The organism is Bacillus sp. PPSBB_2 (assembly GCF_045291115.1).
Taxonomy (GTDB): domain Bacteria; phylum Bacillota; class Bacilli; order Bacillales; family Bacillaceae_G; genus Bacillus_A; species Bacillus_A cereus.
The window spans coordinates 4,526,036-4,549,255 of record NZ_CP147983.1 but is presented as its reverse complement, the minus strand read 5'-3'; the positions used below and the strand labels follow the sequence as shown (position 1 = coordinate 4,549,255).

Genomic DNA, 23,220 nt, shown 5'->3' with positions numbered 1-23,220 from the left:
GATCAATGTCAACTGTTGCGTTCCATACGTTAGGTTGTAAAGTAAACCACTATGAAACAGAAGCCATTTGGCAATTGTTTAAACAAGGTGGTTATGAAAGAACAGAATATGAAAAGAAAGCTGATGTATATGTTATTAACACATGTACAGTAACGAATACTGGGGACAAAAAAAGCCGTCAAGTAATCAGACGTGCTGTGCGTCAAAATCCAGATGCAGTTATTTGCGTAACGGGATGTTATGCACAAACATCTCCAGCTGAAATTATGGCGATTCCAGGTGTAGATATTGTAGTTGGTACACAGGATCGTGAAAAGATGTTAGGTTACATCGAAGAATTCCGTAAAGAGCGTCAACCAATTAATGCTGTCCGCAATATTATGAAAACACGTGTGTACGAAGAACTTGATGTACCTTATTTCACGGATCGTACACGTGCGTCTTTAAAAATACAAGAGGGTTGCAATAACTTCTGTACATTCTGTATCATTCCTTGGGCGCGCGGTTTAATGCGTTCTCGTGATGGAAAAGAAGTTATTAAACAAGCGCAACAATTAGTGGATGCAGGCTATAAAGAAATCGTATTAACGGGTATTCATACAGGTGGATACGGCGAAGACATAAAAGATTATAACTTAGCTGGATTACTTCGTGATATGGAAGCGGAAGTAGGCGGATTAAAACGTCTTCGTATTTCTTCTATTGAAGCGAGTCAAATTTCAGATGAAGTAATTGAAGTGTTAGATAAATCTGAAGTAGTTGTACGTCACTTGCATATTCCGTTGCAATCTGGTTCTAATACTGTATTAAAACGTATGCGTCGTAAATATACGATGGAATTCTTCCAAGAGCGTTTAGATCGTTTGAAAGAAGCGTTACCAGGCCTTGCGATTACATCTGACGTAATCGTTGGTTTCCCAGGTGAAACAGAAGAAGAATTCATGGAAACATACAATTTCATTAAAGAGAACCGCTTCTCTGAGTTACATGTGTTCCCTTACTCAAAACGTACAGGAACACCTGCAGCACGCATGGAAGATCAAGTTCCTGAAGATGTGAAGAATGATCGTGTTCATCGTTTAATTGAGCTATCTAATCAATTAGCGAAAGAATATGCATCAGCGTTTGAAGGTGAAGTGCTTGAAATCATTCCAGAAGAGCAATTTAAAGACGGCGACCGTGAAGGGTTATATGTAGGGTATACAGATAACTACTTGAAAATTGTATTTGAAGGATCAGAAGAATTAATTGGTAAGCTAGTGAAAGTGAAAATTACGAAAGCTGGTTATCCATATAACGAAGCGCAATTTGTTCGTGTTCTTGAAGATGATGTGAAAAAAGAATCAGCAAGCGCATAAAAAAGAGCGTGCAACCGGAAACGGTTTGCATGCTTTCTTTATTTGAAGCGGTTAAGTACTAGAAGGTGGAGAGGCATTTCGTGCATCCCTGTATGAAAAAAGTTGAAATGATAAAAATATAGTTGTCTTCATGAAAGAAGGATACTAGCTATTTGTATAACTTTTGAAAAGGAAATGCTTCTATTCTTCTTTTATTCTGCCAAATAGTTGACCTGAAGTGATAAAATGTATTATAATCGTAAAAGACATGCTGAAGAAGTGTTTCTTTTTGCATGCTGAAGTTAGTATGTAAGTGTGATGTTTCGGAGGGAGGGAAAGAGAATGTCAAAAACAGTCGTTCGTAAAAACGAGTCTTTGGAGGATGCACTTCGCCGTTTTAAAAGATCGGTTTCTAAAACTGGTACACTTGCTGAAGCAAGAAAGCGCGAGTTTTATGAAAAACCAAGTGTAAAACGTAAGAAGAAATCTGAAGCGGCAAGAAAGCGTAAATTCTAAGAGAGGGTGTAAGTTATGAGTCTTCTCGGTCGTTTAAACGATGATATGAAACAAGCGATGAAGAATAAACAAAAAGAAAAATTAACCGTTATTCGTATGGTTAAGGCTGCTTTACAAAATGAAGGTATTAAACTGCAACATACTCTTACTGAAGAAGAGGAAATAACAGTTTTAGCTCGTGAAGTAAAACAGTATAAGGACTCCCTCCTTGAATTTAAAAAAGCTGGTCGTGAAGACCTTGTTAATAAACTGCAAAGTGAAATTCAGATTTTAAGTGCATATTTGCCAGAGCAATTAACTGAAGAAGAACTAGTTGATGTAATCAAGCAAGTTATTTCTGAAGTTGGTGCGACTTCTAAAGCAGATATGGGTAAGGTGATGACTGCTGTTATGCCGAAAGTAAAAGGTAAAACAGACGGATCACTTGTGAATAAGCTGGTTATCCAGCTATTAGCATAAAAAAACGTCTCATTTCGTATGAGACGTTTTTTTATTGTTCTTATTAAGGAAAAACGCTATATTGCTTAAAAAGCGTTTCTGTAAGTGGTAGAAACGCCTCTGGTATGTAAAAAAAGGTAACGGCCTTAGTTATGATTAATCCCACCATAAAAAAAGCTTTTTCGTTTTCTTAATTTCTTCGACTAACTCCTCAATGCTTTCTGTTCCTTGTTCCACTATATCTGAACAAAATTCATACATTTCTTGCGCGAAAGATTGCATTTCTTCGTCTGTAGGTAACGCGCTAAAAATGGCATCAACCCAGTCATGATCTGCACCGATTATGATAAAAGGATAGCGATCATTCCATTTTCTTAGTTTAAAAATAACATCTATATTGCTAACTTCGTAATTAACGCCATTTGTTTGTTGGATTGTAAGGATATCAAATTGGTCATTTCCTTGTGTAATTGCAATTCTACACTCACTCTTACTTCCTTGACTAAAACTTCTTTCGCAAATAAAAGCTAAGTATCCAAGTTTCTGAACCTCAGATTGAAGTTTTATAACTTGCTGTTCAGCAGAATCCTCAAAGGTAACGAAAGAGACTCCGGCTATTTTAGATTTTGAATCAGTTGCATAAAAGGGCTGGATGCTGCTGTTAGTAACTTGTTTTATAACATTCAAAATTTCTTGACTAAATCCAATTTCCTTTCGTATTTCCTCGCTTATTAATTCATTTTTTTGTTTTTTAATGAATCCTAATATTTTTTTGAAATTCATATAACAACCACCTATAAAATATTCTTACTTACACCGCAAAATTCAGAGTGGAGCAATTTCCTTTTTCGGATTTTATCTCATTTGTCTAATGAATGACAACTACTTATTCTATGGTCAGTATGTCACGTCCAGAACGAATTGTAACAGGTTTTTTCAAGTTTCCAACTTCTTGCTAGGCTCAATTTCTTAATGTAACTTGTACTGATATCCTGTAGGGGCGCATATTCTTGTATTAATACTTCTATTATTAAAGGTAACATCCTCTGATCCATCATTGTCCTGACAAATATGATTTCATATAGCGACTGTTTTAATTAACATGATATGAACTCTTGCAGAATATAGTTATGTTAGTGAAGTCGTTATAACACGATAGGCACTTGTGAAGAAATACATATATATGGGATGAGAGGGGGTCTTTCGAGATGAAGAAATTAGAACAAATGAAAAATTGGTTGACAAAACAAGTAGACCTACCAGTGGATGTATTAATGGATCTACCTCGGATTACTCTTGTTGGGCAAATACATATTTATATAGAAAATCATCGGGGGTTATTAGTGTTTTCAGATAAAGAAGTGCGATTGCTTTTAAAACACGGTCAATTATTAATTAAAGGACAATCCTTTGTTATTAAAACGATTCTTCCAGAAGAGCTTTTACTCGAGGGGATAATTGAGCAAGTAACATTTTTAGAAAATGAAAAAAAAGGTGATTGAAGTGAAACTTCCATTTGTGAAGTTTTTCTTCTTTATCCTGTAAAAGTTCCGTTGATAGAGACTGATTACAGTTTTACTCTGTTTTATTTTAGTACGAGCTATTTTAATGCTTCAAATAAAAAGTAGTATATCTACTTTTAGAAAGGTAGTGAAGGTGGTAAATGAAAAATAAATGGTTTATAAAGTGGCTTGGATATGTAAAAGTGCGAATTGAAGGTAGAGGAGCGGAACGGTTTGTTAATGAATGTGTACGGAGGAATTTATTAGTTTGGGATGTTAAAAAGATAGCTGATGAAACGTTAGTTTTTTGTATGTTGTTACGCGATGTGAAAAAAATAAAACCAATTTATAGAAAAAATGAATGTAAATTATATTTTATTGGACGTTATGGTTTTCCTTTTTGGAATAAACGTTTAATTAAAAACAGTGGATTTTTAATTGGTTTTTTAATTTTCTTTTTTGGTGTGATTGCAATGTCAAATATGGTTTGGAAAATTGAAATTACAGGAGCTAAACCTGAAACAGAATATATATTGATGAAAGAATTGGATAAAATGGGTATTAAAAAAGGGAAACTACAATTTCAAATGCCGAATGTAGAAGATGTGCAACGCCATTTGACAGATAATATTAATGCCATTACTTGGGCGGGACTAGAAGTAAGGGGAACGACTTATCATTTTAAAATTGTTGAAAAAAACGAACCGAAGAAAGAAAAGGAACAAAGGCCACAAAATTTAGTAGCAAAAAAAGAAGCGATTATTACAAAAACGTTTGTAGAAGTTGGAAAGCCGGTTGTACTGAAAAATGATCATGTAGAAAAAGGACAGATTCTCGTATCGGGAATATATGGTAATGAGGAAAGTCCGACGATTGTTTCAGCGAAAGGTATTGTATATGGCGAAACGTGGTATACATCTAAGGTGGATGTCCCGTTAAAGACGCAATTCCAAGTGTATACTGGTAATGTATACAATGAACATTTTCTTAAATTCGGGGATACGAAAATAAAAATATGGGGATTTCAGCATGATAAGTATAAACGCTCTCGTACTGAAAGTGTAAAGCATGATGTGAAATTATTTGGTTTTACACTGCCGATTGCATATGAAAAAGATGTTGTGAGAGAAGAAGAAGAAGCGAATCGAGAATATACAGAAAAGCAAGCGCTGAAAGTAGCGAAGGAGATGGCCGAAAAAGAACTAAAGAAAAAATTGGATGAACATGCTATGATTGTAAGTGATAAGATTTTGAGTAAAGAGGTTGAGGCGGATCAACTAAAAGTCACATTGCATTATACTGTGGTTGAAAATATTGCAGAGCCACAACCAATATCCGAATCCGATATTCAAGGAGACTGAGTAATGGCAGAACAATTAGTAGAAATGAACCAACAATTGGAAAATGCTAACGAAGCAATCGCTCTTTTTGGAGTTAATGATGCGCATTTAAAAGTAATTGAACGAGAACTGAATGTATCGATCGTAACTAGAGGAGAAACTGTTCATGTATCTGGGGCAGTTGAAACGGTGGCACTCGTAGAAAAAATCTTACAGCAATTACTTGTTGTAATTCGTAAAAGTATATCAATTTCAGAGAGAGATGTTGCGTATGCGATTCAGCTTGCACAACAAGGGAAAATTGCTCAATTTGAAGAGTTATATGAGGAAGAAATTTTCAAGACTGCAAAAGGTAAATCCATTCGTGTAAAAACAATGGGGCAAAGAAGATATATTCATGCGATGAAGAAGAATGATATTGTCTTTGGGATAGGGCCTGCAGGAACTGGAAAAACATATTTAGCTGTAGTAATGGCTGTGAGGGCTTTAAAACAAGGATATGTAAAGAAAATTATTTTAACAAGACCTGCTGTAGAAGCTGGAGAAAATTTAGGTTTTTTACCAGGGGATTTGAAAGAGAAGGTAGATCCATACTTACGCCCGTTATATGATGCTTTACATGATATTCTTGGACAAGAATATACGCAGCGTATGATGGAGCGAGGAGTAATTGAAATAGCTCCGCTTGCTTATATGAGGGGGCGTACGCTTGATGATTCATTTGTTATTTTAGATGAGGCTCAAAATACAACGGGTGCTCAAATAAAAATGTTTTTAACAAGATTAGGTTTTAGTTCTAAAATGGTTATTACAGGGGACCCTTCACAAGTAGACTTGCCAAAAGGGGTAAAATCAGGGCTATCTATAGCTGCTAATATTTTATCTGGTGTATCAGGTCTGTCATTTATTACATTAGAACAAACGGACGTTGTGAGACATCCATTGGTGCAACGTATTATTGAGGCATATGATAAAATGGAATGATCCTATTTGTCAGGATCATTTCTTTTTGTATGATAAGGTTGGCGAACGTCATATTTTTTACTATCATGAAAGATAAGGAAAATAAACTATTGGTACTAGTGTATAAAATATTGCCTCAAAGTATCGTTTGGTAGAAGAAATGAAAGCTATAAATAGTTTCACTTTATTTCTGGAGAGGAGAAGGTATTGAAATCATGTCAAGATCTCAAGAAATTTCTAAGTGGTTTCGTAATTTACAACATTCGAAAAAACTAAGTTGGATTTCTTACGTTGTGTTAGGAGCAGTGCTGTTTTTTGCGCTTATGAATAATGTAAAACCAGAACAATTAGATGTTAATATGTATTCTATTGCGAAAAAGACAATCCATTCTCCTATAAAAATTGAAGATAAAGTTACAACGGATAAAAAGAAAAAAGAAGCCGCTACAAAAGTTGAAGATCAATATACATATAAAAGTGAGTATAAACAAAACAAAGTTGATATTGTGAATGACGTCTTTGCTAAAGTGGATGAAGTGGTGCAAGAGATTAAAGCTGTTGGACCGGATGATCAAAAAAAGATGACTGATGCTGAGAAAGTGGACAAGTTAAAAAAGAAACTACCCGCTGACTTAACGAAAGAGTTATCTGATTCAAACTTACTGAATTTGATTAATGCAGATCCGAGCCAATTAGTATTAGCGAAAGATGCTGCGGTCACAGCGATTAATAGTATCATGACTGAGCATATTAAAATGGACGAATTGAAAGATGCGAAAGAACGATATGTAAGTGAGATGAATAGTGTTAATGTTGATAATGGTTTAAAAGAATCAATTAAGGCGCTAGGAAGATATGCAATTTCAGCTAACTATTTTTATGACCCAATCTTAACGAAAGAGAAGAGAAAAGCAGAGGAAGATTTAGTTCCACCTGTTTATATTCTTCAAGGACAAGTTCTTGTTAGAGAAGGTGAAACAATTTCAAGTGATGTGTATAATCAGTTGAAATTAGTTGGTTTGTTAGAAAAAGGGAACGGTTTTCAACCTTATGTTGGATTAGCGGTACTCATTGGTGTGTTACTATACTTTATGCATAAACAATTTGAATTATTTTTAAAGAGAAAAAGAGAAGATAGACCGTATGTTTTAGCGTATATTACAATTTTGTCTATCACAATCGTCTTAATGAAAATCATTAGTTTGTTTCAAAAACTTGAATACGCAGGGATTGCATATGTTGTCCCAGTTGCGATGGGAACAATACTTGTAAAACTAATGATTGGTGATCGATTTGTCTTTTTAACGAGTATGATTTTTTCTGTATGCGGAAGTATTATGTTTAATGAAGGAGTAACGAGTACATTAAATTATAGTGTAGGGATTTACGTATTGTTAAGTTCGTTATCGGTTAGTATTTTCTTGCGAGAAAAAAATCGTCGTACAATGATTTTACAAGCTGGTATACTCGTTTCTGTATTAAATGTAGTCGTATTGGCGGCGCTCTTATTATTACGTAATGGGAATTTTTCGCCTCTTGAAATTGGTACGCAATTATTAATGGCTTCACTTTCAGGGATTATATCATCCGTTTTGGCTATGGGGATTTTACCATATTTAGAAAGTGGACTTGGAATCGTATCAAGTATGAAGCTTATGGAATTATCAAGCCCAAATCATCCACTTTTACGCAGAATTTTGTTAGAAGCGCCAGGGACATATCATCATAGTGTAATGGTAGCGAATCTTTCTGAGGCTGCTTGTGAAGCAGTCGGGGCAAATGGTGTATTAGCGCGTGTAGGGGCATATTATCATGATGTAGGAAAAACAGTACAACCGCAATTCTTTATTGAAAACCAAATGGGAATTGAAAACCCGCATGATAAATTAGATCCTGTAACAAGTAAAGATATTATAATTGCTCACGTAACGGATGGAGTAAGAATGCTCGAAGAATATCATATTCCACAAGAAATTATTGATATCGCTGGGCAACATCACGGTACAACGTTACTGAAATATTTTTATTATAAAGCTATTAAAGAAGATAAAGAAAAATATACAGAAGAGATGTTCCGTTATCCAGGTTCAAAAGCAACTTCGAAAGAATCGGCAATTGTTGGTATTGCTGATAGTGTAGAAGCTGCGGTACGTTCTATGAATCACCCAACGCCAGAACAAATTAATAATTTGGTGCAAAGTATTATTAAAGATCGACTGCAAGACGGTCAATTTAGTGAATGTGATTTGACGTTTAAGGAACTACAAATCGTTGGAAAAACGTTGTGTGAAACGTTAAATGGTATTTTTCATTCGCGTATTACATATCCGGAACCTCCGGAAGAAAAGGAGAAAGAATGAGTTTGTTAATTGATTTTATTGATGAAACAGAAGAAGTAAAAGAAGAGTATATGAGTTTAATTCGTGAAGTGTTAGAAAAAGCAGCTCAAATGGAAAATATCGAGGATGGTGCGGAGGTATCGGTGGCATTTGTAGATAATGAGCGCATTAGAGAAATTAATCGTGATTACCGAGATAAAGATCAACCTACAGATGTAATATCCTTTGCCATGGAAGAGATGGGAGAAGGAGAAATGGAGATTGTTGGTGCAGAGATGCCGCGCATGTTAGGGGATCTTATTATCTCTATTCCAAGGGCGAAAGAGCAAGCTGAAGAGTACGGACATTCTTTCGATCGTGAACTTGGATTTTTGGCGTTACATGGCTTTTTACATTTACTTGGTTATGATCACATGACAGAAGAAGATGAAAAAGAAATGTTCGGAAGACAAAAAGAAATTTTAGAAGCTTTTGGATTAGGACGATGAAAAAAGGAAAACTTATAGATAGTTTTGGATATGCTATAGCTGGTATATTCTTTTGTTTTCGTCATGAACGAAATATGAAAATCCATTATTTAGCCGCAGTCATTGTTATATGCTGCGGCTTTTATTTCCATATTACGAAAATAGAGTGGATGATATTACTTGTTGTAATAGGGAGTGTAATGAGTTTAGAGATGGTAAATACGGCTGTGGAAAAAACGGTAGATTTAGCGACTGCCGATATTCATCCGTTTGCAAAAATTGCAAAGGATGTTGCGGCAGGAGCGGTTTTATTGTTTGCAATTATAGCTGTTATAATTGGTGCTATTATCTTTTTACCGTATATGGTATAGTTGCATTCCGAAGCTTTTATTAAGCTTTGGAAGTGCTGTAAGGGCCTTTAATGAGAGAGTGTATCTCTTCATAGCTGTGAACAGGAAGGATGCGGGAATATGAATAGTAAACAATTAATTCTAGAAGCAATCGAAGCGCGTAAACAAGCGTACGTACCATATTCTAAATTTCAAGTAGGTGCAGCATTATTAACGCGCGGTGGAAAAGTATATCGTGGATGTAATGTTGAGAATGCATCATATGGCTTATGTAATTGTGCTGAAAGAACAGCTTTATTTAAGGCGGTTTCTGAAGGAGATAAAGAATTTGTAGCCATTGCGGTTGTAGCAGATACAAAGCGCCCAGTACCTCCTTGTGGAGCATGTCGACAAGTTATGGTAGAATTATGTAAACAGGATACGAAAGTATACTTATCAAACTTACATGGTGACGTTCAGGAGACGACAGTCGGAGAATTGTTACCAGGAGCATTTTTAGCGGAGGATTTACATGAATAGAAAAGGTTATAAATCAGGTTTTGTCTCTATTATTGGCAGACCGAATGTTGGAAAATCTACATTTTTAAACCGTATTATTGGCCAGAAAATTGCTATTATGAGTGATAAGCCACAAACGACTCGTAATAAAATTCAAGGTGTATATACAGAAAATGATGCACAAGTTATTTTCATTGATACACCAGGAATACATAAACCTAAACATAAATTAGGCGACTTCATGGTAAAGATGGCTCAAACGACATTAAAAGAAGTTGATATTGTTCTGTTTATGGTTAATGCAGTTGAAGGATTTGGTCGTGGTGAGGAATTCATCATTGAGAAATTAAAAGAAACGAAACAACCAGTATTTTTAGTCATTAATAAAATTGACCAACTTCATCCAGAGCAATTACTAGAGTTAATTGATCAATATCGTAAACTACATGAATTTGCAGAGATTGTACCAATTTCTGCGTTAGACGGTAATAATGTGGACGCTTTAATTGGAACAATTAAAAAGTATTTACCAGAAGGACCACAATACTATCCAGAGAATCAAGTAACGGATCATCCGGAGAGATTTATTATTGCAGAGCTTATTCGTGAGAAAGTACTACATTTAACACGTGAAGAAGTGCCGCATTCTGTGGCTGTTGTTATCGATGCGATTCAAAAGCGTGAGGGCGGGGCAGTTTATATAAATGCAACGATTGTTGTTGAACGTGCATCACAAAAAGGAATCATCATCGGAAAACAAGGGAAAATGTTAAAAGAAGTTGGTAAGCGAGCTCGTTTTGATATTGAAGCGCTACTTGGTTCTAAAGTATTTTTAGAAGTATGGGTAAAAGTGCAAAAAGATTGGCGTAATAAAATGTCTCAGCTTCGTGACCTAGGTTTCCGCGAGGATGAGTACTAAAATAGAGTAAAGTTGTAATCAGTGGATGGTTGGTTCATCCACTGATTATTGGTTTTTATGAACTTTGATAAATTAGGAAAAATTTTTCTTACATGAAAATGGACAAAATGGGTCAATTTAATAACAACAAAGGAAATTGGTTTATAGGCTACGCTTATTGAGAAAGGTGGATTCTTATGCTAGATTTTACCTGGAAGTTTTTCTCCAAAACAGGAAGCATTGAAACGTACTTGCTTTTGAAAGAAATGGAAAAAGACGTAAACGATGAGATGGATCAACATGAAGAGGAGCTAGCGCATCTAGACTCTCCAATTTCTTGACCCGTTTTGTTCAAACCTTGGATGGTGACGAACATGTTTCAAAAAGTTGAGGGCATCGTTATCCGTACGACAGATTACGGAGAAACGAACAAAATTGTTACAATATTCTCAAGAGAACTTGGTAAGGTAAGTGCAATGGCAAGAGGGTCAAAAAAACCGAAAAGCCGATTAGCATCTGTGTCGCAATTAATGACACATGGCCATTTTCTAATTCAAATGGGATCTGGGCTTGGAACATTGCAACAAGGCGAGATTATTTCAACTATGAAAGAAATTCGCGAGGATATATTTTTAACTGCTTATGCATCATTTATTGTTGAGTTAACTGATAAAGCAACAGAAGATAAAAAACATAATCCGTATTTATTTGAAATGTTATATCAAACGTTGCATTATATGTGTGAGGGTGTTGATCCAGAAGTATTATCATTAATTTATCAAACGAAAATGCTTCCGGTATTAGGGATGCACCCGTACTTTGATACATGTGCGATTTGTCATCAAGAAACAGACTTTGTCGCCTTCTCCGTAAGGGAAGGCGGTTTTCTGTGCTCACGTCATGCAGAGCAAGACCCATATCGTATACCGGTAGGAGAAGCTGTTCATAAATTATTACGCCTTTTCTTCCATTTCGATTTACATAGGCTCGGAAATGTATCGGTAAAGGATAGCACAAAAAAACAAATGCGTTTAGTATTGAATACATATTATGATGAATATTGCGGAAGTTATTTGAAATCAAGACGTTTTTTAGAACAACTTGATAAGTTTCAAATATAATTTTGGGCCGTATACGGTCCTTTTTACATACTTTCTTTTTCGAATAGCATATTTAGTATATAATATTTAAGAGATAGTATAACTTTTTTCGTTGTGCATTAAAGGTGGTGATTATCATAGAGCTGAATAAACGGCAAGAACATATCATTCAGATTGTAAAAGATCACGGTCCTATTACAGGGGAATCAATTGCAGCGCAATTGGGTCTAACACGTGCGACGCTAAGACCAGACTTAGCAATTTTAACGATGGCTGGTTATTTAGAAGCACGTCCACGCGTAGGTTATTTTTATACGGGTAAAACTGGGGGGCAGCTATTATCTGAAGCTGTTAAGAAAATTAAAGTACAAGATTATCAATCTAGACCGGTTGTAATTGATAAAAATGTTTCCGTATACGATGCAATTTGTACGATGTTTTTAGAGGACGTTGGTACATTGTTCGTTGTAGATCAGATGACTCTATTAGTTGGTGTTGTGTCTCGTAAAGATTTATTAAGAGCGAGCTTAGGAAAGCAGGATTTAACCTCTCTTCCGGTTAATATTATCATGACAAGGATGCCAAACATTGCGATGTGTCGTAGAGAGGATTCTTTATATGATATTGCGATGGAATTAATAGAAAGACAGATTGATGCAATGCCAGTTGTAAAAGATACGAAACAAGGTTTAGAAGTGATTGGGCGAATTACAAAAACAAATATTACACGTGCGTTTGTAAATTTAGTAAATAACGAATAAGTGTAATTTGTTTAAAGTGAGGTAATGTAATGGATAATAAAATCGTATATGTCGTATCTGACTCTGTAGGAGAAACGGCTGATTTGGTTGTTCGAGCAGCAATGGGGCAATTCCCGTTTGCTCCTGATATTAGACGTGTACCGTATGTAGAAGATACAGGGACATTAAAAGAAGTGATTTCGATTGCTAAGAGTAATCAAGCACTTATATGTTTTACGTTAGTTAAGCCTGATATGCGCCAGTATTTAGTAACAGAGGCTGCAAAAGAAGGGGTAGAGGCATACGATATTATCGGCCCTCTTATTGATCAAATTGAAGAAATTACGGGGCAAGTGCCGAGATATGAGCCAGGTGTTGTCCGTAGGTTAGATGAAGAATACTTTAAAAAGATTGAAGCGATTGAGTTTGCTGTGAAGTATGATGACGGCAGAGATGCACGAGGTATTTTAAAAGCAGATATCGTGTTGATTGGTGTTTCGCGTACATCAAAAACACCACTTTCCCAATATTTAGCTCATAACAAACGCTTGAAAGTTGCGAATGTACCACTCGTGCCAGAAGTTGACCCACCTGAAGAACTATATCAAGTGGCAAAAGAAAAATGTTTCGGTTTGAAAATTACGCCAGATAAGTTAAATCATATTCGAAAAGAACGATTAAAATCACTTGGATTAAGTGATGGAGCAACATATGCAAATATTAATCGTATTCAAGAAGAAATTGATCACTTTGAGGAAGTAATTAGTAAAATAAATTGCCAAGTAATCGATGTATCGAATAAAGCGATTGAAGAAACAGCAAATATTATTGTGAATGCAGTGCAAAACCAAAAAATGTTTTAGCACATTTACCAAAGGTGAATGTGCTTTTTTCGCTCATGTGAAATATGATACCTATGGATTTTGTAATAGATTGTAGTGTAATGGTTATACTTATACTCCTTTGTCTTTTAGTATATTCAAGGTGTGAGTTTGTCATCCTGAAATGTAAGATGAAAAAATAAAGGGATATGTAGCGTAGTTGAAGAAAATATATTATAATAAAAAATTGTGATAAAAACCTATATTTTACGTTTAGACTTTAATTTTTCAGAATAAACTAGGGATAGGATTTACGAAAAAGACATGTAATTACGTTAAATCGACAAAATCTATACAAGAAAACGCACATTATGGAAGGATTCACAGAAGGGATGTAGAATACAGAAATATGCAAAACATCAACAACATATTAGTTGGTGTAGATGTATATCCCGTGAAGGCTGAAATTGTGCAAGTTGGAGCGGAATTTCATGTCGGAATTTTGTTTGTCGCATCATATGCTCATCCTTTAAGGAAATAGCAAGGCAATTGGATCATTGTAGATACTGAACAAAATGGAGTTGATTGTTATATGGATCAACATGAAAAAGTTACAGATCTCAAGATCAAACAGTATATGTGGCTTGCTACTCTTCTTGTAAAAAGGTGTATATGTATTGTTTCTAAGAGATACATTTGTAACAGATGAGCAAATGTATACAATTTTATATAGCAAGTATGTATATGCGATTTATGCAGATAAAGGACCTATAGGAAAGGTTCAAAATCGTTTATACAATGTAATCGGCAACACTTTCTAACAAGTTTAGAAAAATATTGTCGAATTATAAAGGAATTTTTTAATTTATATCGAATACAAAATACGACACGGAGATGGAGTTATGGGGAACAGAATTCCCGAAGAAGTTGTTGAACAGATTCGGACATCATCCGATATTGTAGAAGTCATTGGTGAATACGTTCAACTTAGAAAACAGGGGCGTAACTATTTCGGCCTTTGTCCATTTCATGGTGAGAATTCTCCTTCATTCTCTGTTTCATCTGATAAGCAAATTTTTCATTGCTTCGGATGTGGAGAAGGTGGAAATGTATTTTCCTTTCTAATGAAAATGGAAGGACTGGCGTTTACCGAGGCTGTTCAAAAGCTAGGCGAAAGAAATGGAATTGCGGTTGCAGAGTACACATCAGGACAAGGACAACAAGAAGACATATCTGATGACACTGTCATCATGCAACAAGCTCATGAATTATTGAAAAAGTATTATCATCATTTATTAGTAAATACGGAAGAGGGAAATGAAGCACTTTCATATTTATTAAACCGTGGTATTACGAAAGAGATGATTGAGAAGTTTGAAATTGGTTATGCATCACCTGCTTGGGATGCAGCGACGAAAATTTTACAAAAAAGAGGTTTATCGCTGTCTACTATGGAACAAGCTGGCCTTCTAATAAGAAGTGAGAAGGATGGTAGTCATTATGATCGCTTCCGTGGAAGAGTTATGTTCCCGATCTATACGTTACAAGGTAAGGTGATAGCGTTTAGTGGAAGGGCGTTAGGAGATGACACTCCGAAATATTTAAATAGTCCTGAAACACCGATTTTTCACAAAAGTAAATTGTTGTATAACTTCCACCAAGCAAGACCATTTATTAGAAAGCGTGGGCAAGTGGTTCTTTTCGAAGGATATGCCGATGTACTAGCTGCGGTAAAAAGTGGTGTGGAAGAAGCTGTTGCGACAATGGGAACAGCTTTAACTGAAGAACAAGCAAAACTTCTGCGACGTAACGTTGAAACTGTTGTTCTTTGCTATGATGGTGATAAAGCAGGGCGAGAAGCGACGATGAAAGCAGGGCAATTATTGCTAAAAGTTGGTTGCCAAGTGAAAGTCACATCCTTGCCAGATAAGCTTGATCCTGATGAATATGTGCAACAATATGGGACTACTGCTTTTGAAAATCTTGTGAAATCAAGTGTGAGTTTTGTTGGTTTTAAAATAAATTATTTGCGTTTAGGGAAAAATTTGCAAGATGAGTCTGGCAAAGAAGAATATGTGAAAAGTGTTTTAAAAGAGTTATCGTTGTTACAAGATGCGATGCAGGCAGAGTCATATTTGAAGTCATTATCGCAAGAATTTTCGTATTCAATGGAAACACTTTTGAATCAATTGCACCAATATCGCAAAGAACAAAAGGTACAGCAAAAACAAATAAAGCAGGTTGCTAAACCGTCTCAAGTCGTTCAAACAAAACCGAAGTTAACAGGTTTTGAAAGAGCGGAAAGAGAAATTATTTACCATATGTTGCAAAGTGCAGAAGTAGCTGTTCGTATGGAATCCCATATAGAAGATTTTCATACAGAAGAACATAAAGGGATTTTATATGAACTATACGCATATTATGAAAAGGGAAATGAACCTTCAGTCGGAACATTTTTAAGTTGGCTCTCTGATGAAAAGTTGAAAAATATTATCACTGATATTTCGACGGATGAATTTATTAATCCAGAATACACAGAAGAAGTGTTACAAGGCCATTTGGAGACGCTTAGACGGCATCAGGAAAAACTTGAAAAGATGGAGATCATCTTTAAAGTGAAACAAATGGAAAAAACAGATCCTGTAGAGGCTGCTAAATATTATGTAGCATATTTACAAAATCAAAAAGCGAGAAAATAGCTTTTTTGATAAAGTTTTAGTATAATGAATGTTTGTATCTCGCGTAAGGAGGGGAACAGATGGCTGACAAACCAGCTCGTTCTAAACAAATTGAAACTGAAATGACCCTTGAGCAAGTGAAAGAACAACTCACTGAGCTCGGAAAAAAACGTGGCGTTCTTACATATGAAGAGATTGCAGAACGCATGAATGGATTTGAAATTGAATCCGATCAAATGGATGAATACTATGAATATTTGGGTGAACAAGGCATTGACTTAGTTGGTGATAATGACAACGAAGAAGGCCCTAATAATCGCCAAATTTCAAAAACAGAAGAAGAGTTTGACCTCAATGATTTAAGTGTACCACCAGGGGTTAAAATCAACGATCCTGTTCGTATGTATTTAAAAGAAATTGGTCGTGTAGACTTACTATCTGCAGAAGAAGAAATTCGACTTGCAACGCGTATTGAAGAAGGCGATGAAGAAGCGAAACGTCGTCTTGCAGAAGCAAACTTACGTCTTGTAGTAAGTATTGCAAAGCGCTATGTAGGCCGTGGTATGCTTTTCTTAGACTTAATTCAAGAAGGTAATATGGGTCTAATTAAAGCTGTTGAAAAGTTCGATTATCGTAAAGGTTTCAAATTTAGTACGTATGCAACTTGGTGGATTCGCCAAGCTATTACACGTGCCATTGCAGACCAAGCGCGAACAATTCGTATTCCAGTTCATATGGTTGAAACGATTAACAAGTTAATTCGTGTACAACGCCAATTATTACAAGATTTAGGTCGTGAACCGTCTCCTGAAGAGATTGGTGAAGAAATGGATCTTGCTCCAGAAAAAGTACGTGAAATCTTAAAAATTGCACAGGAGCCAGTTTCTCTTGAAACACCAATTGGTGAAGAAGATGACTCCCATTTAGGTGACTTTATTGAAGACCAAGAAGCAACATCGCCTGCGGACCATGCAGCCTATGAATTGCTAAAAGAACAATTAGAAGATGTGTTAGATACGCTAACAGATCGTGAAGAAAATGTTCTACGTCTTCGTTTCGGTTTAGATGATGGACGAACTCGTACGCTTGAAGAAGTTGGGAAAGTATTCGGCGTAACGAGAGAGCGTATCCGTCAAATTGAAGCAAAAGCACTTCGCAAATTAAGACATCCAAGCCGTAGTAAGCGTCTTAAGGATTTCTTAGAATAGGTTATTTTTTAAGTTTACTTCACCATTGTGAAGTAAACTTTTTTATTTTGTTAATTTTTGTTAAAATTTAGCTATCGGCAACGATTACAATTTCTTGTAATTTATTTTACAGAATTGTCTTTTGATTTGCAAATGCTCATTTTTCGATTTTTCGATTAATTTTGTTTATTCTATACAAAAATATATGTAGAAAAGCGAAAAATATGATGAGAAACGTTAATAATTATCGAAATAATAAGCGATATGACAATAAAAAACAATAAACTGAATTTATGGAATATTTTTAACAAGTGGTAGTTTACTCTTTTCTGATAGAGCGTTTTCAAGTACAATGGAAATGACTGAATCATCTAACTATTTAGGGATATAGAAGGGGGAGAAGAGATATGAAACGTAATCCGCTGATTCCGTTCGCTCTTATTGCAGCATTGGGTATTATCGTTATGTTTGTATTTTCATTTCAGGGGCTAAATAAATCTAAAGAGTTAGCTGATGCAAAAAATGGCGGGAAGCCAGCACAAACGGCATCAAAACCAGAAGATATTGTGAAGCAAAGTTGTACGAGCTGCCATGGTGATCAGTTACAAGGGGCAGTTGGACCTAACTTGCAAAAAATTGGTGGGAAACTTTCAAAGGATGAAATTAAAGAAATTCTTTCGAAAGGAAAAGGCAATATGCCTGCCAATATAGTTCCAGCTGATCAAGCCGCTAAAGTAGCTGATTGGTTATCGAAGAAAAAATAAAGTTCCGTATGACAAGCCTTTTGCTTATGCAAAGGGCTTGTTTTTCTATATTTTCTAAAATACGATGAATGATAGAGCAGTGAATTGTTGTTATGGGCTTGCAACAACTACTATAAATTCATTATCATGGAGACAGACTGACAAGAGAAGGAGTAATGGAAATACATGAATGAAGTAAAGCTTTCAAAACGATTAGAAGAAGTTGTACGTGAAATACCAGTAGGATCTACAGTCGCTGATATTGGATCGGATCATGCGTATTTACCGTGTTATACAATTATAAATAATATTGCTACAAAAGCAGTTGCAGGAGAGGTCGTAGATGGACCATTTCGCTCTGCGCAAGCAACTGTAGCTGAAAGTGGTTTACAGGATAAAGTAGATGTGCGTAAAGGGAATGGATTAGCTGTTATCGCACCAGGAGAAGTAGATGTAATTACGGTTGCCGGAATGGGCGGAGCGTTAATTCGTGACATTTTAGAAAGTGGTAAAGAAAAATTAGAAGGTGTAACACGTTTAATTTTACAGCCTAATATTGCAGCGCATCATATTCGTGAATGGTTTATTGAGAATGGTTGGGAGCTTATCCATGAAAAAATCGTAAAAGAAGATGGGAAAATTTACGAAATTTTAGTAGGGGAGCGAGGAAATGTTGCAGCGCCTTACTCTGAAAATAAACAAGCTGAATTGTTTATGGGACCATTTTTAATAACAGAAAAAAGTGAAGCCTTCGTTGAAAAATGGGAAGGAGAATTAAAAAACTTCCAAAATATTTTAAAACAGTTAGAACGTGCAGCTGATTCTGAAGAAACAAAAGCGAAGCGTGGGGAAGTAGAAGCGAAAATGAAAATGATAGGGGAGGTTTTATCATGAGTAAAATTCCAAATGGCCATGAAATTATTTCTTTATTTGAAAGTATGTATCCGAAGCATTTGGCGATGGAAGGAGATAAGATTGGCCTGCAGATTGGAGCGCTTAATAAACCCGTGCGGCACGTATTGATTGCGTTAGATGTAACGGAAGAAGTTGTGGATGAAGCAATTCAATTAGGGGCAAATGTCATTATTGCTCATCATCCTTTAATTTTTAACCCGTTAAAAGCGATTCATACAGATAAGGCGTATGGGAAAATTATTGAAAAGTGTATTAAAAATGATATTGCAATCTATGCAGCGCATACAAATGTGGATGTTGCTAAGGGCGGGGTAAATGATTTACTTGCTGAGGCGTTAGGATTGCAAAATACAGAAGTTTTGGCACCGACATATGCAGAAGAAATGAAAAAAGTTGTTGTGTTTGTGCCAGTCACTCATGCAGAAGAAGTAAGGAATGCATTAGGAGACGCAGGTGCTGGTCATATCGGCAATTATAGCCACTGTACGTTTAGTAGCGAGGGTACAGGCGCATTTGTACCTCAAGAGGGGACAAATCCTTATATCGGGGAAACTGGACAGTTAGAACGTGTAGAAGAAGTGCGAATCGAAACGATTATTCCAGCTTCATTACAGCGGAAAGTGATTAAAGCAATGGTAACGGCGCACCCTTATGAAGAAGTAGCATACGATGTGTATCCGCTTGATAATAAAGGTGAAACGTTAGGCCTAGGAAAAATAGGATACTTACAAGAAGAAATGACGCTTGGTCAATTTGCAGAACATGTGAAACAATCATTAGACGTGAAGGGCGCAAGAGTTGTCGGTAAGTTAGACGATAAAGTGCGTAAAGTAGCTGTACTTGGTGGAGATGGTAATAAATATATAAACCAAGCGAAATTTAAAGGAGCAGATGTATATGTAACTGGTGACATGTACTATCATGTTGCTCATGATGCGATGATGCTCGGTTTAAATATAGTTGACCCAGGACATAATGTTGAAAAAGTAATGAAACAAGGTGTACAAAAGCAATTACAAGAAAAAGTGGATGCAAAGAAACTCAATGTACACATTCATGCTTCGCAGTTACATACAGATCCATTTATATTTGTATAAGAAAAATAAAAACCGTTGCTCATGCAAGCAACGGTTTTTATTATTGTTCTTTTTTCACTTTCACGCGAGGTAATATTTTTTGTAACGGTACTTTTCGAACTCTTTCCCATGTAGCGGGATTCATTGGGTTATATTGCTCTAAGAAAGCGATAACTTCTTTCGTAATTGGCGTTGGAGTAGAAGCACCTGCTGTAACAGCTACGTTTTCTACACCTTGTAGCCACTCTAATTGAATTTCGCTTACATCAGCAACTCGATATGCTTTTGTACCCGCGATTTCTTGTGATACTTGTGCTAAGCGATTTGAATTGTTACTTTTCGGATCACCAACAACAATTGTTAAGTCTGCAACATCAGCTTGTTTAGCGACAGCTTCTTGGCGAACTTGAGTTGCTAAACAAATTTCTTTATGGAATTCTGCTGTTGGGAATTTTTTTTGAATGTCCTCCATTAAATGTTGAACATCCCATTGACTCATCGTTGTTTGATTTGTTACTAAAATTTTATCTGTTGGGATTTCTAATGTTTTTAAATCATCGGCTCTTTCGATAAGGTGAACGATGTCAGGTGCAATACCAACTGCGCCTTCTGGCTCTGGATGATTTTTTTTACCGATATAAATGACATGATACCCTTCCGCTTTCTTAGCTTCGATAAGGTCATGCGTCTTGGTAACATCTGGGCAAGTAGCATCGATTGTTGTTAAACCTTTTTCTTTTGCGCGTTGTTTAACTTCTGGAGAAACACCGTGTGCAGTGAAAATAACAGTACCAGAATCAATTTTATCTAAAATTTCTAAGCGACTTGGACCGTCTAATGTGATGATTCCATCTTCTTCAAAAGCGTCTGTAACATGTTTATTGTGAACAATCATACCTAAAATATAAATGGGTCTCGGCAATGATTTATCTAATGCGGCGTTACGTGCAATTACCATTGCATCGACAACACCGTAGCAATAACCACGAGGGGAAATTTTAACAATTTTCATATGAGTAATCCTCTCCTTCTAAACAAGGGATACTTTTGTGCATAGTCTTTTACATTATAAAGGAGGAGTGGATAGAAAACAAAGGATTGTTACACATATAGTTTTGGTTTTGTTGCTGTTTGTTGAACTGGTTCTTTCGGTAACTCTTTTTCTATTACAGGTTCAATCACTATTTTCTTTCGTTTTCGTTTCTTTTTTTGAGGTGCAGGAGGCGGACTTTCTACCTCAACTGGCGCTGTTACATTTTCCGTTTGATTTTCTTCCGTGCTTTTTCCAGAGGTGAGGATTTTAACAATGCTTGGTAGACTACGCATAATAGGACCATACTGTTCGACGACAGGACCTACAGATTGAACGACTTGGGATACTTTTTCGATGTTATTTATCATATTAGTTGGATTCGAAATTAAGTTCGAAAAAAAACTGCCGATGCCACTGCTTGCTGTTGCCGCAGTTGTAGTTGAGCCGCCGCGCGTTTCATTTGATTCATACATTTGAGGCGGTATCATTTGCTCAGGATGTTGCTGCGGATATTGTTGCTGGTATTGCTGCGGATATTGCTGATGATATTGCGGCGGTGGTGGTTGCTGATGCATCATTGGTTGCCCTTCCATTTGTCGGTAAGGTGGAACCATTTGCATAACTGGCTCGGTTGGATCGTGTTTTTTAAAAAGCTTAGCAAGAAAACCTTTCTTTTTTTGTGCCATTGGTGGTAGTTGTGGAATTGGATATGGTGTATAAGGTTGCTGCCCTGGATTCGGATACATTTGCCTTGTAGGGGATTTCGGAAACATGTGAGAAATCCTCCTTTCTTCAGTTAGGTATATACACATACAATATGCAATAAAAGGGAAGAAGGTTAGTTTTTGAAGTGAAAACCTAAACTAAAGATGGATTTTACTTGTAGATTTCGATATAATGTAGACTTGACTGATTTGTGCGCGCAGTAGAAATTTTAGAAAGAAGGTGTAACTTATGACACAACAAACTTTTACACAGTATGATTTTAAACCATTTTTAATAGATGCAGTTCGTGAACTACGCTTTACAGAGCCGACAGGAATTCAGCAGAAAATTTTCCCAGTCGTGAAAAAAGGTGTAAGTGTAATTGGACAATCCCAAACAGGTTCTGGGAAAACACATGCATACTTACTTCCTACATTAAACAGAATTAATGCAAGTCGTGAAGAAGTACAACTTGTTATTACAGCGCCTACTCGTGAGTTAGCACAACAAATTTACGAAGAAATCGTGAAATTAACAAAGTTTTGTGCGGAAGACCAAATGATTACAGCACGTTGTTTAATTGGTGGAACTGATAAACAACGTTCAATTGAGAAATTGAAAAAACAACCTCATATCGTAGTTGGGACACCAGGACGTATTAAAGACTTAGTTGAAGAACAAGCGTTATTTGTTCATAAAGCAAATACGATTATTGTCGATGAAGCAGACTTAATGCTTGATATGGGATTCATTCATGATGTAGACAAAATTGCAGCACGCATGCCTAAAAACTTGCAAATGTTAGTTTTCTCTGCAACAATTCCTCAAAAACTAAAACCGTTTCTGAAGAAATATATGGAGAATCCAGAGCATATTCATATCAATCCAAAACAAGTTGCAGCTGGAAACATTGAACACTATTTAGTGCCTTCTAAACATCGTAATAAAATTGATTTAGTGCATAAAATGCTACTTCAATTTAAACCGTATTTAGCAGTTGTTTTCACGAATACGAAAAAGATGGCAGACCAAGTTGCTGATGGATTAATGGAACGTGGCTTAAAAGTTGGACGAATTCACGGGGATTTATCACCACGTGATCGTAAAAAAATGATGAAACAAATTCGTGACCTTGAATTCCAATATATTGTTGCGACTGATTTAGCAGCACGTGGTATTGATATTGAAGGGATTAGCCATGTTATTAACTATGAGCTACCATCAGATTTAGATTTCTTCGTTCACCGCGTTGGAAGAACAGCACGTGCAGGGCATTCTGGTATTGCAGTGACGATTTATGATCCAGCAAACGAAGAAGCGTTAGATAGCTTAGAAAAACAACGTCATATCGAGTTTAAACATGTAGATTTACGTGGAGATGAGTGGGCAGATTTAGGTGAGCGTCGTCGTCGTAAGAGCCGTAAAAAACCAAATGACGAACTTGATGTTATGGCAACGAAAGTTATTAAAAAACCGAAAAAAGTAAAACCAAACTATAAACGTAAACTTGCAACAGAGCGTGACAAAGTGAAGAGAAAATATAGCAATAAAAAAAGATAAGGGGTTTCCCTTAT

25 protein-coding genes are annotated in these 23,220 nt (G+C 36.1%); 22 read left to right on the top strand and 3 right to left on the bottom strand.

Features of this window, described 5'->3' with window-relative positions; all coding sequences use genetic code 11:
• The first annotated feature begins 5 nt into the window (after positions 1–5).
• The 3 genes from mtaB (at position 6) to V6946_RS22935 (ending at position 2,312) form a co-directional block, all read left to right on the top strand.
• Entirely contained in the window at positions 6–1,358 is a 1,353-nt protein-coding gene (mtaB, locus tag V6946_RS22945; RefSeq protein WP_000108679.1) for a tRNA (N(6)-L-threonylcarbamoyladenosine(37)-C(2))-methylthiotransferase MtaB, read from the top strand.
• Positions 1,359–1,679: 321 nt separating this feature from the next.
• Positions 1,680–1,853 (top strand): 30S ribosomal protein S21, encoded by a 174-nt coding sequence (rpsU, locus tag V6946_RS22940; protein ID WP_000048061.1) that lies wholly within the window; start codon positions 1,680–1,682, stop codon positions 1,851–1,853.
• A gap of 15 nt (positions 1,854–1,868) precedes the next feature.
• Positions 1,869–2,312, top strand: coding sequence for a GatB/YqeY domain-containing protein (locus tag V6946_RS22935; RefSeq protein ID WP_000054562.1), 444 nt, complete (start codon positions 1,869–1,871; stop codon positions 2,310–2,312).
• Between the two features lie 135 nt (positions 2,313–2,447).
• On the opposite strand, the gene V6946_RS22930 is transcribed toward V6946_RS22935, so the two are convergent.
• Complete coding sequence (locus tag V6946_RS22930) at positions 2,448–3,074, bottom strand: DUF4253 domain-containing protein (RefSeq protein ID WP_258131324.1); 627 nt, start codon at positions 3,072–3,074, stop codon at positions 2,448–2,450.
• A 425-nt stretch (positions 3,075–3,499) separates the two neighbouring features.
• On the opposite strand from V6946_RS22930, the gene yqfC reads away from it, so the two are divergent.
• The 18 genes from yqfC to V6946_RS22840 all read left to right on the top strand — a co-directional run bounded on the left by yqfC (position 3,500) and on the right by V6946_RS22840 (position 19,929).
• Entirely contained in the window at positions 3,500–3,793 is a 294-nt protein-coding gene (gene yqfC, locus V6946_RS22925) for a sporulation protein YqfC (RefSeq protein WP_000732269.1), read from the top strand.
• A gap of 161 nt (positions 3,794–3,954) precedes the next feature.
• Positions 3,955–5,154 (top strand): sporulation protein YqfD, encoded by a 1,200-nt coding sequence (gene yqfD / locus V6946_RS22920; RefSeq protein ID WP_000792498.1) that lies wholly within the window; start codon positions 3,955–3,957, stop codon positions 5,152–5,154.
• A 3-nt stretch (positions 5,155–5,157) separates the two neighbouring features.
• Entirely contained in the window at positions 5,158–6,117 is a 960-nt protein-coding gene (locus V6946_RS22915) for a PhoH family protein (protein ID WP_000840501.1), read from the top strand.
• 194 nt (positions 6,118–6,311) lie between these two features.
• Positions 6,312–8,456 carry an HD family phosphohydrolase gene (locus tag V6946_RS22910; protein WP_000091509.1) on the top strand — a complete coding sequence of 715 codons (2,145 nt, stop codon included), beginning with the start codon at positions 6,312–6,314 and terminating at the stop codon, positions 8,454–8,456.
• On the top strand, positions 8,453–8,923 hold the full coding sequence (gene ybeY, locus V6946_RS22905) for an rRNA maturation RNase YbeY (RefSeq protein ID WP_366981687.1): 471 nt from the start codon (positions 8,453–8,455) through the stop codon (positions 8,921–8,923). Before V6946_RS22910 ends, ybeY begins: the two co-directional genes overlap by 4 nt.
• Positions 8,920–9,273, top strand: coding sequence for a diacylglycerol kinase family protein (locus tag V6946_RS22900; protein ID WP_000715466.1), 354 nt, complete (start codon positions 8,920–8,922; stop codon positions 9,271–9,273). Before ybeY ends, V6946_RS22900 begins: the two co-directional genes overlap by 4 nt.
• Positions 9,274–9,372: 99 nt before the next feature.
• Positions 9,373–9,771, top strand: coding sequence for a cytidine deaminase (locus V6946_RS22895; RefSeq protein ID WP_001086285.1), 399 nt, complete (start codon positions 9,373–9,375; stop codon positions 9,769–9,771).
• Positions 9,764–10,669: a GTPase Era gene (gene era / locus V6946_RS22890; protein ID WP_001080230.1), complete on the top strand. Its 906-nt coding sequence runs from the start codon at positions 9,764–9,766 to the stop codon at positions 10,667–10,669. Before V6946_RS22895 ends, era begins: the two co-directional genes overlap by 8 nt.
• A 176-nt stretch (positions 10,670–10,845) precedes the next feature.
• Complete coding sequence (locus V6946_RS22885) at positions 10,846–10,989, top strand: YqzL family protein (protein ID WP_000883924.1); 144 nt, start codon at positions 10,846–10,848, stop codon at positions 10,987–10,989.
• A gap of 33 nt (positions 10,990–11,022) precedes the next feature.
• Positions 11,023–11,769 carry a DNA repair protein RecO gene (gene recO / locus V6946_RS22880; protein ID WP_366981688.1) on the top strand — a complete coding sequence of 249 codons (747 nt, stop codon included), beginning with the start codon at positions 11,023–11,025 and terminating at the stop codon, positions 11,767–11,769.
• A 107-nt stretch (positions 11,770–11,876) separates the two neighbouring features.
• The gene (locus V6946_RS22875; RefSeq protein WP_000583756.1) at positions 11,877–12,509 is read left to right on the top strand and encodes a helix-turn-helix transcriptional regulator; all 633 of its coding nucleotides are present in this window, start codon (positions 11,877–11,879) and stop codon (positions 12,507–12,509) included.
• Between the two features lie 29 nt (positions 12,510–12,538).
• Positions 12,539–13,351, top strand: a complete 813-nt coding sequence (locus V6946_RS22870; RefSeq protein ID WP_000368944.1) for a pyruvate, water dikinase regulatory protein — start codon at positions 12,539–12,541, stop codon at positions 13,349–13,351.
• Positions 13,352–13,986: 635 nt separating this feature from the next.
• Positions 13,987–14,130, top strand: coding sequence for a hypothetical protein (locus V6946_RS22865; RefSeq protein ID WP_000479733.1), 144 nt, complete (start codon positions 13,987–13,989; stop codon positions 14,128–14,130).
• A gap of 81 nt (positions 14,131–14,211) precedes the next feature.
• Positions 14,212–16,008, top strand: coding sequence for a DNA primase (gene dnaG / locus V6946_RS22860; RefSeq protein ID WP_000528223.1), 1,797 nt, complete (start codon positions 14,212–14,214; stop codon positions 16,006–16,008).
• 59 nt (positions 16,009–16,067) lie between these two features.
• A complete protein-coding gene (gene rpoD, locus V6946_RS22855) occupies positions 16,068–17,195 on the top strand; it encodes an RNA polymerase sigma factor RpoD (protein WP_000764065.1) in 1,128 nt (375 codons plus the stop codon).
• A 386-nt stretch (positions 17,196–17,581) separates the two neighbouring features.
• Positions 17,582–17,938, top strand: a complete 357-nt coding sequence (gene cccA / locus V6946_RS22850; RefSeq protein ID WP_000828141.1) for a cytochrome c550 — start codon at positions 17,582–17,584, stop codon at positions 17,936–17,938.
• Positions 17,939–18,103: 165 nt separating this feature from the next.
• Positions 18,104–18,811 carry a tRNA (adenine(22)-N(1))-methyltransferase TrmK gene (locus V6946_RS22845; RefSeq protein WP_001006542.1) on the top strand — a complete coding sequence of 236 codons (708 nt, stop codon included), beginning with the start codon at positions 18,104–18,106 and terminating at the stop codon, positions 18,809–18,811.
• Positions 18,808–19,929, top strand: a complete 1,122-nt coding sequence (locus V6946_RS22840; protein ID WP_000036242.1) for a Nif3-like dinuclear metal center hexameric protein — start codon at positions 18,808–18,810, stop codon at positions 19,927–19,929. The genes V6946_RS22845 and V6946_RS22840 overlap by 4 nt, the downstream gene beginning before the upstream one ends.
• Before the next feature lie 40 nt (positions 19,930–19,969).
• Here V6946_RS22840 and V6946_RS22835 read toward each other — a convergent pair whose 3' ends face one another.
• Together V6946_RS22835 and vrrA are read right to left on the bottom strand one after the other, a co-directional pair.
• On the bottom strand, positions 19,970–20,920 hold the full coding sequence (locus tag V6946_RS22835; protein WP_000706662.1) for a 4-hydroxy-3-methylbut-2-enyl diphosphate reductase: 951 nt from the start codon (positions 20,918–20,920) through the stop codon (positions 19,970–19,972).
• 89 nt (positions 20,921–21,009) lie between these two features.
• Complete coding sequence (gene vrrA, locus V6946_RS22830; protein WP_366981689.1) at positions 21,010–21,714, bottom strand: VrrA/YqfQ family protein; 705 nt, start codon at positions 21,712–21,714, stop codon at positions 21,010–21,012.
• A gap of 181 nt (positions 21,715–21,895) precedes the next feature.
• Here vrrA and V6946_RS22825 point away from each other — a divergent pair, with 181 nt between their 5' ends.
• Positions 21,896–23,206 (top strand): DEAD/DEAH box helicase, encoded by a 1,311-nt coding sequence (locus V6946_RS22825; RefSeq protein ID WP_000194017.1) that lies wholly within the window; start codon positions 21,896–21,898, stop codon positions 23,204–23,206.
• Positions 23,207–23,220: the final 14 nt, after the last annotated feature.